This is a genomic window from Flavobacterium gelidilacus DSM 15343 (genome assembly GCF_000422685.1).
Taxonomy (GTDB): Bacteria; Bacteroidota; Bacteroidia; order Flavobacteriales; family Flavobacteriaceae; genus Flavobacterium; species Flavobacterium gelidilacus.
The window spans coordinates 32495-47886 of record NZ_AUGN01000011.1 but is presented as its reverse complement, the minus strand read 5'-3'; the positions used below and the strand labels follow the sequence as shown (position 1 = coordinate 47886).

Below are 15392 nucleotides of genomic sequence, written 5' to 3'. Positions count from 1 at the left end.
AAGCCATTCCGTAAAAAGAATGGCTTTTTTTATTTCTATATAAATCAATCCTATTTTTTACTAGAAAAATAAACCCCTAACAAAACAACTAAAGCACCAATTCCTTGGACAAAAGTTAGCGTTTCGTCCATAATAAAATATCCTAAAATTATAGCTACAACAGGAATCAAATACGTCACAGAAGAAGCAAATACTGGAGAAGACAATTGTATTAATTTAAAAAATAGAATGTTAGATAATCCCGTTCCAACAACTCCTAAAATAGCAATAAAACCTAATGAAGTTATAACTTTTGGCTCACTTGAAATCTCATAAAAACCAGAAAAATATAGAACAATTAATGCGGGAAACATCATTATGACAAAATTTCCAGTGCTAATAGTCAACGGTTTTAAATCAGATAAATATTTCTTAATCAAATTGACATTGATACCGTAAAAAATAGAAGCAAACACAATTAACAAAGCATAATAATAATTCTCAGTAGCGTTTTCTCCTTCACCAAAAAGTATCAGCAAAATACAACCTATAAATCCAATAATAACCCCAAAAATTTGCCTACGTTGTACATCGACCTTAAAAAATAAAATACCAAATACCAAAGCAAATAAGGGTGTCAATGAATTCAATATCGAACTAACTGAACCATCAATTTTAGACAAGGCAACCGCAAATAAATAAACGGGTAAAAATGTACCAAACATAGATGTAAGTGCAATATATTTCCATTTGTGTAACGGAATTTTTGGAATTTGTTTGAATCCTACTAAAATTAAAAAAGCAGCAGCAAATAAAATCCTTAAACTTCCCATTTGAATAGGATTCACACCTTGCAAACCTAATTTCATTAGAATAAAAGAACTTCCCCAAACACAGCCTAGAAAGACTAGTAAATACCATTTTTTATTGTTTTCCATATTTATGCTGAATTTAATTCCGTAAGTTAAAATTTATAAAGTGCAAAAATGCGACTTTATTTTGATATTAATATAAATTACACACTAGTTCGTTTGTGATAATTGTAACATTTAAAAAAAACAGAATTTGTATCTTTGTATGACATCTTATAAAATATATCATGAAAATAGTAAAACAAACCCTTTTAGTTGCAACTTTAGCTTTAGCTACAATTAGTTGTAAAAACGATAAAGAAACATCAACCGAAACCAATGTTGTAGAAACAGAAACTATTGCAACAGAAAGCCCTAAAACAATTGCTGCAAACCCTAAAACAGCTTCTTTCGAAATTAAAGGAATGACTTGCGCAGTTGGTTGTGCTAGCTTAATTGAAAGTAAACTAAACAAAGTTGACGGAGTAACAGAAGCAAAAGTTGATTTTGAAACAAAAACAGCAACAGTAACTTATGATGCTGACAAATTAAACCAAGAAAAACTTACCAAAACCGTTGAAGGTGTTGCTGGTGGAGATTTATATAAAGTTTCTAAAGTGAAATCGTAATATTTTGTAAATCTGAAATAGCTTAAGGTTCTAATAATATAAAAAATCATTTCTTTAACTTAGGAGTGATTTTTTTACTCCTTCCACTTAATAGATTCCAACATCTTTTTCATGTCGTTTGTTATATAACTTGAAGCCGGTAAAATAGAATCGTAATTAGGTTTAGTATAAAAATAAACACTTCCTGTAACGAAATTTTTAGTACTGTCAGTAGCGTAAAATAATGCATTCGATGCAGCATCACCTCCAACAGTGTAAAACATACCATATACTTTCTTATCCGGATTTACAAAAGGTTGTTCAGTGATTTCGTCAGCTTTCATAACGTGCAGTTTGTAAGTAAGCTTTTGAGCATCAGTTAATAATTTTTCTAAATCATTATTCACTGTTTTATAACTTAAATAAACTGTTGCTTTCATTTTTGGATAATGCACTTCTATTGCTCCATTATCTTTTGAAAGAATCGTAGAAAAATCATTAATATCTAAAGAAAATGGATATTTTGATTCTTTTGAAATATATGTAGGTGTAGGATAATCTAAACGCAATTGACTTGTTGGTCTAGGAACAGCATCTTCATTACATGATAGCAAACAAATAGCTAATCCAACAAAAGCAAAAAATTTATTCATTTTAATCGGTTTGTAATGGTAACGTAACTTTTACTTGTTTTATTCTTCGTTTGTCAACATTTTCTATGCTAAATTTACAAGTATCAAATACTAATTTGGCATTTTTTCTTGGGAAATTACCAGATATTTCTAATATGAAACCGGCTAAAGTTTCTGCTTCTCCTTTTGCATTTTCAAACTTTTCTTCATTAACATCAACAACTCTATAAAAATCTTTTAAACTTACCTTTCCATCAAAGAGATAATTTTTATCGTCTATTTTCGTGTAACTTATATCTATATCGTCAAATTCATCGCTAATGTCACCTACAATTTCTTCTAGAATATCTTCTAAAGAAACCAATCCAGAAGTTCCACCATATTCATCAACGACAATAGCTAGGTGGTTTTTCATGCCTTGGAATTCTTTCAAAAGATTGTCTAACTTTTTATTTTCAGGAACAAAAAATGGTTCTCTTAATAAAGTTTGCCATTCGTAATCTTTATAATCAATGTATGGAATTAAATCTTTAATAAACAAAACTCCTTCGATATGATCTATTCCTTCTTTGTAAACTGGAATTCGAGAATATCCTTTTTCTATAATTTTTGACATTATTTCTGTAAAACTTTCAGAAAATTCAATAGCAAAAATATCAATTCTAGGACTCATTACTTGTTTAACATCTGTGTTTCCAAAAGTCACAATTCCTTCTAAAATTTTTTGCTCGTCTGAAGTTGTTTCTTTTTGATCTGTTAACTCTAAAGCTTGTGATAATTGGTCAACCGAAAAATTTGTTTTTTGGACACTAAATTTTTTCTCTATAAAGACCGTAATATTTCGCATTGGAACACTAATAGGACTCAAAACTCTATTCAAAAAAGCAATAGGAATACAAACCGTTTTAGAAAAACTCACGTTATTTCTACTGGCGTATATTTTAGGCAAAACTTCCCCAAAAAGTAATATTAAAAAAGTCAAAAGAATTACTTCAACTAAAAACTGAATTGTTGAAGAGGTAATAGCGCTAAATAATTTTTCATTTATGGAAGTAAACAAAATTACAACTCCAATATTTATAAAATTATTAGCTATTAAAATAGTGGCTAATAATTTTTTGGGCCTACCTAAAAGATCAGAGATTAATTTCCCTTTGTGACTATCATTTGCTTCTAGATCATCTAGATTTTTTTGATCCAGAGAAAACAAAGCTACTTCTGAACCTGAAATAAAAGCAGAACACAACAATAAAAAGGCTACTCCAACTAGCCCAAAAACTAAACTAAAATCTATTGTATTTATAAAACTGGAAGGATCTGAGTCCAAATTCGTAGGTATTGGTTAAACATTAAAAAGGTAAATCGTCTTTTTGATTTGGCGCTTCATTTTGTGCGTCAAAATTAGTCTTTTTTGCGCTATCATTTTCATTTGAAGGAAAATTTTGTTTATTAGCATCCGAATCTTTCTTAGTTGATAAAAAAGTAAATTCTGTTACTTGAATTTCTGTAGTATATTTAGTTGAACCGTCTTCAGCTTGCCAATTTCTAGATTTTATTCTTCCTTCAACATAAATTTTATCTCCTTTTGATAAGTATTTTTCACAAATTTCAGCTGCTTTATTGCGAACTACAAGATTATGCCATTCAGTTGAAGTAATTTTTTCACCTGTACTTTTGTTAATATAAATTTCATTCGTGGCTAATGGAAATCTCCCAATACAATTTCCACCATCAAAATAATGCATCTTTACTTCATCACCTAAATGACCTATTAACATAACTTTATTCAACGTTCCGCTCATGGCTTATAATTTTAATTATATCAAATGTACTAAATATTTTAATTAGCTGAAATATCTTTCTATAAAATTATGAATAACTATAGGAAAAGGAAGTTTTTTTAAATCAGAAATCGAAATAGCATTTTCTAAATTAGTTGACAATTTAACTTTAGCAAATTGAATATGTAAAGTTTGATGCGATAATTTATGAATAACATCAAAATTTGATAAGAATGTAATGTTTGCAATATCAGAATATTTGTCACTTATCAAGTTGATGATTTCATCTTCATGAATTATTGAATCTAGTTCAATTACTGGAAATTCATATAAATTTTGCCAGATACCTTTACCTAAACGTTGATTAATTATAGTATTACCATTCAAATCTTCAAAAACGATATAATTAAAGTAACGATTTGTCACTTTTGTTTTTTTAGATTTAATGGGTAAAATGTTTACGGTTTTATTTTGTAAAGCAGCACAACTATCAGACAAAGCACAGTCTGAGCAATTTGGTCTTTTGGGCACACATTGCAAAGCACCAAATTCCATAATGGCCTGGTTGTATATATGTGCGTCTTTTTTAGGAAGTACTTCTTTAGCCAATTCCTGAAAAACTTTTTTGGTTGATGACACAGAAATATCATTGTGAACATTAAAATACCTTGCTAAAACCCTGTAAACATTTCCGTCTAAAACAGCTACATTTTCATTAATTGAGAAAGAAGCAATTGCAGCTGCTGTATATTCACCAATTCCTTTTAATTTAATTAATTCTTTATAGGATGTTGGAAAAACTCCATTTAATTCAACAACTACATATTTTGCTGTAGCATGAAGATTTCTTGCCCGAGAATAATACCCTAAGCCTTGCCAAAGTTTTAATACTTGTTCTTCATTCGCTTTAGCTAAGTCAAAAACAGTGGGGAAATTAGAGATAAAAGCCTCAAAATAAGGCGTTCCTTGTGCTACTCTAGTTTGCTGAAGAATGATTTCTGAAAGCCAAATAGTATAGGAATCGGTAGTATTTCGCCAAGGTAAATCCCTTTTGTTTTGTAAATACCAATAAATTAAAGAGTTAGAAAAAGACATAAAATTTGTTGTTGGCGCAAAATTAACTTTTATTATATTAAAATATAATTGATTATGCTTGAAATATTGTTTTTTTAATTCCTATATTTGCACTCTCAAAAAAATTAGAATAAAATTAATACGCAAGAAAAATGACGAAAGCAGATATCGTAGCAAAAATTTCTGACAGATTAGGACTTGAAAAAGGAGATGTTCAAGCTACTGTAGAGACATTTATGGAAGAAGTAAAAGATTCTTTAGAATCAGGAGACAATGTTTATTTAAGAGGTTTCGGAAGTTTTATCATCAAAACTAGAGCTGAAAAAACGGGAAGAAACATTTCTAAAAACACAACAATAAAGATTCCAGCACACAACATTCCAGCTTTTAAACCAGCTAAGGTGTTTGTAGAAGGAGTTAAAACAAAAACAGAAATAGCAGTATAATTATTTATTAATCTAAACTAACGACATTATGCCAAGCGGTAAAAAAAGAAAAAGACATAAGGTAGCAACGCACAAACGTAAAAAAAGAGCGAGAGCTAACCGTCACAAGAAGAAAAAGTAGTATTTAACTACTTTTTCTTTTTTAGAAAAAAAAGATGTTCTTTGAAAAAAACCAATCGTAAGGATTGGTTATCGGGTAAAAATCCTGTAAAAATTATTGTTTAATCCATCTGTACTAATGGAATTCAGAATTTAGAATTCAGAATTTAGAATATTTCTAACTTCTAACTTCTAATTTCTAACTTTATAAAGTATGGATAAAAATGTACTCTTTTGAACAAAGAATTAATTATTAGATCAAGTTCAGACGCTGTAGATTTTGCCTTATTAAAGGATGGAAAACTAATTGAACTTCACAAAGAAGAAGAAAACAGTAGCGGAATTAATTTTGCTGTTGGCGATATTTTTATTTCAAAAATAAGAAAGCCAGTAGCAGGTTTAAACGCTGCTTTTGTAAACGTAGGTTATGAAAAAGATGCTTTTTTGCATTATCATGATTTAGGTCCAAATCTTCCTTCAATGATGAAGTTTATAAAACTTGTAAGCGCAGGTAAAATAAAAGATTATTCACTCAAAAATTTTCCTTTTGAAAAAGAAATTGACAAAGATGGTAGTATAGCTGATATTATCAGCGCCAATCAGTCACTTCTTGTTCAAGTAGTTAAAGAGCCAATTTCTACAAAAGGCCCACGTATTTCTTCGGAAATTTCGTTAGCTGGTAGATTTGTTGTTTTAGTTCCTTTTTCGGATAGAGTTTCAATTTCTCAAAAAATTGAATCAAAAGAAGAAAAAGAACGATTAAAACGATTGGTTCAATCTATTAAACCAAAAGGATTCGGTGTTATTGTGAGAACAGTAGCCGAAGGCAAAAAAGTAGCTGAACTAAACAAAGATCTTCAAAACCTATTAGACAAATGGTCTAGTATGTGTAAGAAGTTGCAAACAGCGCATCATCCATCAAAAGTATTAGGAGAAGTTAATAAAGCTTCCTCCATCTTGAGAGATGTATTTAATGATACTTTTACTAGTATTCATATAGATGATGAAGAATTGTATTTGCAAACCAAGGACTATTTGCAAGAAATAGCTCCAGATAGAGTGTCTATCGTAAAACACTATCAGTCGAAAGACTTACCTTTATTTGAGAAATATAACGTGGAAAGACAAATTAAAACTTCCTTTGGAAAAACAGTTTCGATGAGTAAAGGAGCTTATTTAATAATCGAACACACAGAAGCATTACACGTAGTGGATGTGAATAGTGGAAATCGATCAAACAAAGCTCGTAACCAAGAAGATACTGCTTTAGAAGTAAACATGATTGCTGCTGCAGAGATTGCACGACAATTGCGTTTACGAGACATGGGTGGAATTATTGTAGTGGATTTCATTGATATGCAAAATCCAGACAACCGCAGAAAGTTATATGATTACTTAAAAGAAGAAATGAGTGACGATAAGGCCAAGCATAAAATCTTGCCTCCTAGCAAATTTGGATTAATTCAAATTACTAGACAAAGAGTTAGACCAGAAGTAAATATCAAAACAAGAGAAGAAGATCCTAATGAAAATGGGGAAATTGAAGCTCCAATTTTGATTATTGATAAAATTGCGTTTAGCCTTGAAAAAATTATTAAAGCCCATAAAAAAGTTGCACTTCATGTACATCCTTTTGTGGCAGCATACCTTGAGAAAGGTTTTCCATCAATACGTTCAAAATGGTTTTTTGAACATAAAAAATGGGTGAAAATTATACCTCGTGACGCTTACACGTATCTTGAATATCATTTCTTTGATGACAAAGGAAAGGCAATCAAGTAAAAATTTAAAAACCGTTCAAATTTAGTTTTGAACGGTTTTTTTTGTTTCAAAAATACCTGAAGTCTACTGGACTTCCTCCTCTTAATCTCAAATCTCGTGACGCTTACACGTATCTTGAATATCATTTCTTTGACGACAAAGGAAAGGCAATCAAGTAATGCTGAAATAAATTCAGCATAAAAAATATTAAACCGCTATTCTTAATTGAGTAGCGATTTTTTTATTGCTCAAATTCAACTTTCCTTCGAATCTCATTTCCTAATTCATCTACTACAGTCACAATATGAAAACCTGTTTTAGCCATAATTGGCATTTCGTGAAACGTTTTTGTACTTCCTAAATACTTATCATCTAAATACCAAAACAATTCTATCTCTCTATTATTATGAGCAATTTTGAAAATAGCTGGTTGTAACTCACTTTCGAAATTTTTGGTTAAAATAATCTTTGTATTCGCTTTTGGGTAAATGAAATCCATTACTTTATCGTCAGTATTTGAGACACAATCTGATCTAAATGGTGGTAAAATCATGTAATTTGGATTATTACTTTTATAATACCATTCCATAACTGGCGGCAAAACAAACCAAGATTTTGAAACCATATTATCTACACTTTCACAAATTGAATTTACTCTAAACTGCTCATTTTTATCTAAATGAATTAATTTATGATAAGGACAATTTTCTGTTTTCTTAGCTGTTTTTGGAATCCATTGCTTTTTTGAAGGACAATTTTCTTGAGCCAAATAACCAGAAATACCACAAACATTGGATTCTTCTAAATCATTAAAAGGAGTTTCAAACCATTTTGATTTTGGCAATAAATGAAAAACATCAAATAAAATTGGTGCTGCACTTTCGACTCCAGTTAATAATGGCCTTCCTTCTCCAGTTGCGTTTCCAACCCAAACTCCAACTACATATTCTTTGGTTACCCCAATTGCCCAAGCATCTCTACTTCCAAAACTTGTTCCTGTTTTCCAAGCAATTTCTAAGGAAGAATCATAAAAACGCCAAGCCTCATCACCTTCTGGACGATTGACTTCTTTCATTGCATTGAAGGTTTGCCAAATGGCTCCAGCTCCAAATACATTTTTTTGTCGCGTTGACTTTCCAAAATCTGTTTTTCTATTGAAATCTAAGTTTAAATCGGTTAATTCATTAGAACGATATTCGTCATTGTTTTTATTGAAATGATTCAACGTGCTTGACATATACGCATAAGAATTGCATAAATCCCATAAGTTTGATTCTGCTCCACCTAAAATTAATGACAATCCGTAATTACTTGGTTGGCGATTTACATCTTTCAATTTTAATTTTTGTAATTGCTCGTAAAACTTATTCACCGAATACTCCTGAAGCATCAAAACAGCTGGAATATTTAAAGAACGAGACAAAGCTTTACTTGCTGGAACTGCTCCATCGTAAGTCAAGTTGTAATTTTGTGGAGAATATCCTGAAATTTGTGTTGGAATATCTGGAACTAATGTGTTTGGTAAAATATCACCATCATCTAACATAGAAGCATACAAAAACGGTTTCAAAATACTTCCTGTACTTCTTGGAGCTGAAATAATATCAACATCTTTTTGATGATTTTTATCGGTTGGACTATTTCCAACATAAGCTATAACATTGCGGGTTTTTACCTCAACAACTAGAACAGAAATATTATAAACTTGATTTTGTTTGTATAAATTATAATATTGCCTTACAATTTCATTTGCTTGTTCTTGAACGTGTGTGTTAATTGTCGTTTTAATCTTTTCACCACGATTTGTTTTGGCTATTTTTTCTAGTAAATGAGGTGCAATTTGTGGTACATCAAAGGGTTTTTGAGGTAGATTTTCTTCAAGTGATAATTCATACGTTTCTTTATCAATTACTTTATTTGTAAATAATTTTTTGAGTAAAAGATTTCTTTTTTTGAGTAATCGTTCCTGATTTTTTCCTGGATAAATTAAACTTGGTGCATTTGGCAAAACAGCTAAAGTTGCTGATTCTGCCCAAGATAATTGATTGGGTTGCAAGCCAAAATATTTCCAAGAAGCCATTTCCAATCCTACAACATTACTTCCAAAAGGTGCGTGAGCTGTATATAATTGTAGAATTTCATCTTTTGAATGTCTGAATTCTAATCGCGTGGATAAAATTAATTCGATTATTTTTTCAAAATAACTTCTACTTTTTCCACTTCTGTGTAAACGAATGACTTGCTGCGTTAAAGTACTTCCCCCACGAACCACTTTATTAGCTTTTCGATTTTGCAAAAAAGCATGATACATAGAAACTGGATTAAATCCAAAATGTTTGTAAAAATGCTGATCTTCAAAAGCAATGATACATTCTTTAAACTTGTTTGGAATACTATCACTTTCAGGAAAACGCCATTGTCCGTCTTTTGCAATTTTTGCTCCTAATAATTGACCTTCGTTACTTTCAATAACAGTTGCGTAATTGTTTTCGAATAATTTTCGAGGTAATGAAAAGTAATAAACTACCATCAAAATAAGGATGATGGTAGCTTTTATTTTATTGTTAAGTATCCATTTTTTTATTCTTTGAAACACTTATTAATCCTTTACAATTTTAACCCATTCTCCTTTTGTTCTTACTATGTAATTGTTGTCATACATAGCTTCACATTGAATGCCTGGAAAATAATAATCTCCTAAATAAGTTGCATTTAAAAGAACCGTAAATGTTCTAGATTCATTTGCTCGAAGTCCAAAATAGAATTGTGTTCTATCATCACGAATATCGATGTAATCAGCCTTATTTTGAGCAAAATCTCCGAAATCTGTGTAACGAGAATTCATAATTTCAAATCCAGACGGAATAATTTGGGATAAAGCTACATTTTCAATATTATCATTAGATTGATTTCTGATAGTAACCTGAGCTACAATTTCAGTTCCTTGTTTGATTTCGTTTAATGAAATTGTATTTCCGTTTCTTGTTTTGAATGTAATGTTTCCGTAAAAATTATTTTGCATCACTTTTTCTTCACCAACAGGTAAAATTCCACTATTTAAAACTCGAACATAAATTGTGTTGTCTTTGTTATTTTTAATTGTGACACTATTTGACCCATTTTTCACAACTAATTTCCTATCGGCAATAGATTTAGTTGAAGTTATGGTTTCAGATTTTCCATTATTTGAAAACGAAGCATTAATTCCTTTTCCACCATTCTTGATAGCAAATTTCGACATGGCATACAAACAATAAGCAGTAGTTTGCGTACTCATATAATTTTTAGAAGAAAGTGAACTTGCAATTTTTGTCGCTAACCCAAATGCTTTTTGATTATCATTTACTAATAAATAAGTTTCTAAAAGCATCGCTTTATTTCTTTCTGAAGAACCATAATAATAGTAATAGTTATCGCTTGAATCATCAACTGAAGTCGCATTTAACAAAGCTAAAGCCGTTTTCTTTTGTCCCGTTAAGGCATAAGTTGCGGCTAATCTTACTTTAGATTCATTTGAAATTCCAGATGTTTCTCTTAAACGATTCATTGAACCCATATCTGGAACACCCGCTAAAGCCAATGTGTACAAACGATAAGCTTGAGCAAAGTCATTATGATATTGCTGATAATATCTCCATTTTTTAGCTTCTGCTTGTTGGTAGGAAATCCATTTTTGTTTGAAAGAAATTGGTAAAACATAGCCTTTTTTCTCTGCTTCTATTAGGAAATGTCCAGCATAAGAAGTTCCCCAATCGTCTGCATTACCATTTCCTGGCCAATACGATAATCCACCATTTACTTGTTGGAAACCTCCTAATTTTTGAATTCCAGCGTTGATGTTTTTTTGCATTTCTGATTTTCTATTGCTATCTAAATCCATAACATCACCCAAATACAATTGAGGAAAAACGCTAGAAGTTGTTTGCTCTACACAACCATGAGGATATTGAATCAAATATTGAATTCGACCATTAAAATCAATTGTTGGAAAAGAAGAAACTTCTAACCTAGCTTTATTACTTCCTTCAACTCCAAAAGTATTCCATTGTATAGTTTTACTTGAATTGGGTTCAATCACCACATCTACAAAATCATTGGTAATTGGATTTGGATTTGTCACATCTAATTCGACTTCATAAGTTGCTTTTTCATTTCCTGATGTGGCAATGACTTCAATTTTTCCGATTCCGAGAATACTTCCAACTTCTAAATCAAAATACACCATTTTTTCATCAGGTGAACTAAAACTCACGTTCTGTTTTGAAGCTGAAACTACACGAATAGCATTATTTGTTTTTATCTGAACCGTTACATTTTTTACATGATTTTCCATGGCGAAAACTGTAATTGGCAACGTAACTTTTTCATTTGGAGAAATTTTTCTTGGCACAGAAGCTAGAACCATTAATGGCTTTCTAACTGGAGTTGTTTTTTCTACACTTCCATAAGCGTTTGTTTTGGCATCACCAGCTACAACCATTGTTCTTACTGAACCTATGTAATTTGGCAATGTAACTGTATGCGATTTTGTTTGTCCTTTTTCTAATTTAAATGGTCCTAAATAAATAACAACTGGTTTAAATCGGTTAGCTTTTTTGGCATTTCCTCCACCTAAATCTTCATCACCACCAATGCTGAAAATTTGGTTTATTTTTCCACCATAAGCACCAATTACATCATCATAAACATCCCAAGTTTTTACCCCTAAAGCTTGTCGAGCATAGAATTTATCCCAAGCATTTGGAGTTTTGAAACGCGTTAAATCTAACAAACCATCATCAACAATTGCTAATGTATAAGTCATTTCTTTACCCTCTTTTTCACTAACTTTTATTGTAGTTTTTGTTTCAGGTTTTAAAACACTTGCCATTGCAATTTGAGGTTGAAGTACGGTATTTTTATCTACAACTTCAATAGGTAATATTCCATACATTCTAATAGGAGTATCATTTAAAGTAGAAGCGTGAGGTTTTAATAAAGTTATATTTACATAAACATTTGGAGCCATTTCAGGTGTTACTGGAATTTCAACTTTAGTTTCACCTTGTGTGGTCATTGCCCAAAATGAAGAAACTACTTTTGAGCCGTTTTCAATTGAAATTAAAGCTCTTCCGCCTTCACTTGATGGAAATGAAACCGTTGCTTTTTCTCCAACGGCATATTTTGTTTTATCAGAAGTAAAAACCAACATATTTGCTGTTGAAGCATCACCCGTTTTCGATTTTCCAGACCAAATTGGCCAATCTATAATTTCAGTTTTACTGGTTGCGTGACCACCTTCATTATCGACTACTCTAATTAAATATCTTCCCCAGTCATTTTCTGAGACTTCAAATTGAACACTCCCTTTTCCTGCAGCATTTGTACTTACATTAAAATTTTTATAAGCCGTTGTGACTTGCGAAGAATTATATCTTGATAAATCATCACCTGAACTGTTCCACCACCAACGCCAATCAACTTTATACACTCGTACTTCAAGATTTTTGACTGCTTTTGGTTTTCCATTTTCATCTACAGAAACGATATCAAAACGATTCATTTTTTCGGTTTCTAACATTCCGTATTTGTTGGGTTCTGGACTTTTTATTCCGACATAAGTCTTGAATGGTGAATAAGTTGCCGTTACAACGTCTGTACTGAAATCACCTCCGTTTTCATAAGCTTTAGTTTGAAAAACTACTTTTAATTTTCCTGGTGCTTGATTATTAATTTTAGGCTGTATGGTAACATTTGTTTTTCCAAAATCATCGACTTTTCCCGAAAACACATTTACTTCTTCAGATGAAAAACTTCTTACATCATCATCAAAATCATACTTTGCATACCCTTTAAAAGCTGTTACCTGTTGCAAAAATTTAGCCTGCATATCAACCTTTAAGTTTTTTGCAATCGCACCATGTAACCAAGCCACTTGAATAGTTCCGTTGTTTGGTTTATTGCCTGATAAATTTCCGTCAGCAAAACTGTTTTTGATTTTTAGACGATTGGGTTTAATGGTTTCAATCTTAATGCTTTTGTAAAAATGAACGCCACCAATTGATATTTTAGCTTCCCAATTTCCTGTAATATCAGAATCTTTGGTAACTACTTTAAACTTATAATGGTTGGTTTCATTATATTTCTGAACTGCGACATACATTGCTTTTCCTTGCGGATTTGATAATTTAAATTTTATAGGATGCGTTTTTTCTAATTTACTTTCGTTGTCATTCAACATAAAAGCAATATGCAACGTATCACCTGGTCGCCAGACTCCTCTTTCTCCATAAATATAACCTTTCAATCCTTTTTGTAATTGCTCTCCTCCAACATCAAAGTTACTTACCGATAGTGATTGCCCTTCATCTAATTTAACATAAGTTGTATTGTTGTCATTCGTCACTATAGCAAAATACGCATATTTAGCAATATCTGCATTTACCAAACCTTGTGCATCCGTTTTTATAGTTGCTAATTTTTGTTGTTGAAAGTTGTATAAATCAATAACAGCTCCAGCGACAGGTTCTGTTGTAATGATGTTATTTACAGCAAAAAAGTAAGAACCGTTTTCTCCTCTTTTGGCAATTACTCCTAGGTCTGTTGCAATTACATTGGTAAAAATTTTGTTATTATAATAGTATGAATTTGAACACGGATCATCTCTTTCATTCCAATTGTAATCGTCATAATAGTAATCATCATAATAATATTGGTTCGAACGCACTTCATCTTCATCTGCAATTTCCTCTTCTTCTTCCTCTATAACTGTTGAAGCACATTTATATAATGAGTATTTCTTTTTATAAGTTAATTCTACTCTATAAATTGAACCTGGATCAACTGCAATTATTTTAGACAAATCTAACGCATAAGCACTCCAATCGCCATAATTTACTAAATTGTTTGTTTTTAAAGTTATAGTTTGTTTTGCAATTGGCTGTGCTACATTCCTGAGGTTTTGACTTCCGTTTAATTCATTATATTGTAAAAATTGTAAGATATTATTTTTATAAATTTGATATACTTTTACATCAACAGCTTTTAGATTAACTGCCTCAAAATTAATTTTTAAGTTATTTGAACTTGGTAAAATTGTTCCACTTTTTACAAATCTAATTTCAGGTTTTACTTGATCAAAAGTAACTTTTTCTGAAAAATCGTATTTCATTTTAAAGCCATCTTCGCTTTGAATGCCTTGAAAAACTTCGACTAACAATTCTCCTTTCAAAGATTCAGTAAAAAATACTTTTAGAAGGTTTCCTGCTGTTGCGAATTTTAAATTTGACGCTGATTCCACTTGGACTAAACCCTCTAAATTTTGACCTTTTTTAATAGGATCAGAAAAATTTATCAATAAAACTTGCGCATTATCTTGTTGGATTTGAGCTAAAATAACTTTAAAATTGTTTTTTCCAGGAATTTCAAAATCAACATCACCTTTTTGATCAATATTCAAAACTGAACCATCCCATAAAATATTGATCTTACTGTCTTCTACTTTACGTTGAATACTATCAATAACAAATTTATATTCTTTTGGATTTGATAAGTCTTTATCAAATTTTATCTTCAAATCTTTATCACCTTGATTGGCTTTAATAATTTTTTTTGCTAACTCTAAATCAATGCCATCACTAAAAGATATTATTCCATTAAGATATTGGTATTCTTTGCTATACGATTGTAGATCAAGTGTTTTTACTAAAAAGTCTTGTTTTATTGTTTTTACTGTAAAATTGAATTCTTCTAATTTACTTGGAACATCTTTTACCTCATCTAAATGAAAAGTAATTTGATATTCTGTATCTTGTTCTAGCTTTTCTGAAGGAATAAAAGCAACTGTATTTGAAGAAAGAGCTACTACTTTTCCAGAAACATTTGGACTTATGGAAAATAAATCACTGTCTAATTCCTCATTTGGCGTCCATTCTTTATTATCAAAAGCTAAAACAACTCTAAAATCGGTCTCCGTAGAAACTAATCCAGAACTAAAATTAAGAATATAATCTTTATACAAATTAAAATCTGAATTGAAATTTTCTGATTTTTTACCACAAGAGTAACTCACAATTAACAATACGATTAACTGTAAATAGCGATTTAACTTCATACCACTGATTTTTAAAAGATTTATTTTATAAAAAAAACTCTAACATTGAGTTTATTATTGTCTAAAGAT

Annotated in this window: 10 protein-coding genes; 3 read left to right on the top strand and 7 right to left on the bottom strand. The window is 30.7% G+C overall.

All coding sequences use genetic code 11. The features are described 5' to 3' along the window. Positions 1-50: 50 nt before the first annotated feature. The gene (locus tag G507_RS0106650) at positions 51-917 is read right to left on the bottom strand and encodes a DMT family transporter (protein WP_026716770.1); all 867 of its coding nucleotides are present in this window, start codon (positions 915-917) and stop codon (positions 51-53) included. A gap of 161 nt (positions 918-1078) precedes the next feature. Here G507_RS0106650 and G507_RS0106645 point away from each other — a divergent pair, with 161 nt between their 5' ends. Continuing rightward, positions 1079-1459: a cation transporter gene (locus G507_RS0106645; RefSeq protein ID WP_026716769.1), complete on the top strand. Its 381-nt coding sequence runs from the start codon at positions 1079-1081 to the stop codon at positions 1457-1459. A gap of 74 nt (positions 1460-1533) precedes the next feature. On the opposite strand, the gene gldD is transcribed toward G507_RS0106645, so the two are convergent. Genes gldD through mutY form a run of 4 tightly spaced genes read right to left on the bottom strand, consistent with a single transcriptional unit; the run spans position 1534 to position 4946 of the window. Then, positions 1534-2091 carry a gliding motility lipoprotein GldD gene (gene gldD, locus G507_RS0106640; protein ID WP_035665771.1) on the bottom strand — a complete coding sequence of 186 codons (558 nt, stop codon included), beginning with the start codon at positions 2089-2091 and terminating at the stop codon, positions 1534-1536. Position 2092: 1 nt separating this feature from the next. After that, entirely contained in the window at positions 2093-3397 is a 1305-nt protein-coding gene (gene gldE / locus G507_RS0106635) for a gliding motility-associated protein GldE (protein WP_026716767.1), read from the bottom strand. A 22-nt stretch (positions 3398-3419) separates the two neighbouring features. After that, entirely contained in the window at positions 3420-3872 is a 453-nt protein-coding gene (locus G507_RS0106630; RefSeq protein WP_026716766.1) for a single-stranded DNA-binding protein, read from the bottom strand. A 42-nt stretch (positions 3873-3914) separates the two neighbouring features. After that, positions 3915-4946 (bottom strand): A/G-specific adenine glycosylase, encoded by a 1032-nt coding sequence (gene mutY, locus G507_RS0106625; protein WP_026716765.1) that lies wholly within the window; start codon positions 4944-4946, stop codon positions 3915-3917. Between the two features lie 131 nt (positions 4947-5077). Between mutY and G507_RS0106620 the strand changes: the two genes are divergently transcribed. Continuing rightward, positions 5078-5371, top strand: a complete 294-nt coding sequence (locus G507_RS0106620) for an HU family DNA-binding protein (RefSeq protein ID WP_026716764.1) — start codon at positions 5078-5080, stop codon at positions 5369-5371. A gap of 333 nt (positions 5372-5704) precedes the next feature. Continuing rightward, on the top strand, positions 5705-7252 hold the full coding sequence (locus G507_RS0106615) for an Rne/Rng family ribonuclease (RefSeq protein ID WP_026716763.1): 1548 nt from the start codon (positions 5705-5707) through the stop codon (positions 7250-7252). Positions 7253-7472: 220 nt separating this feature from the next. Here the strand turns inward: G507_RS0106615 and pbpC are convergent, their stop codons facing one another. Next, positions 7473-9761 (bottom strand): penicillin-binding protein 1C, encoded by a 2289-nt coding sequence (gene pbpC, locus G507_RS0106610; RefSeq protein ID WP_084518941.1) that lies wholly within the window; start codon positions 9759-9761, stop codon positions 7473-7475. Between the two features lie 69 nt (positions 9762-9830). After that, a complete protein-coding gene (locus tag G507_RS0106605; RefSeq protein ID WP_026716761.1) occupies positions 9831-15323 on the bottom strand; it encodes an alpha-2-macroglobulin family protein in 5493 nt (1830 codons plus the stop codon). Between the last annotated feature and the right edge of the window lie 69 nt (positions 15324-15392).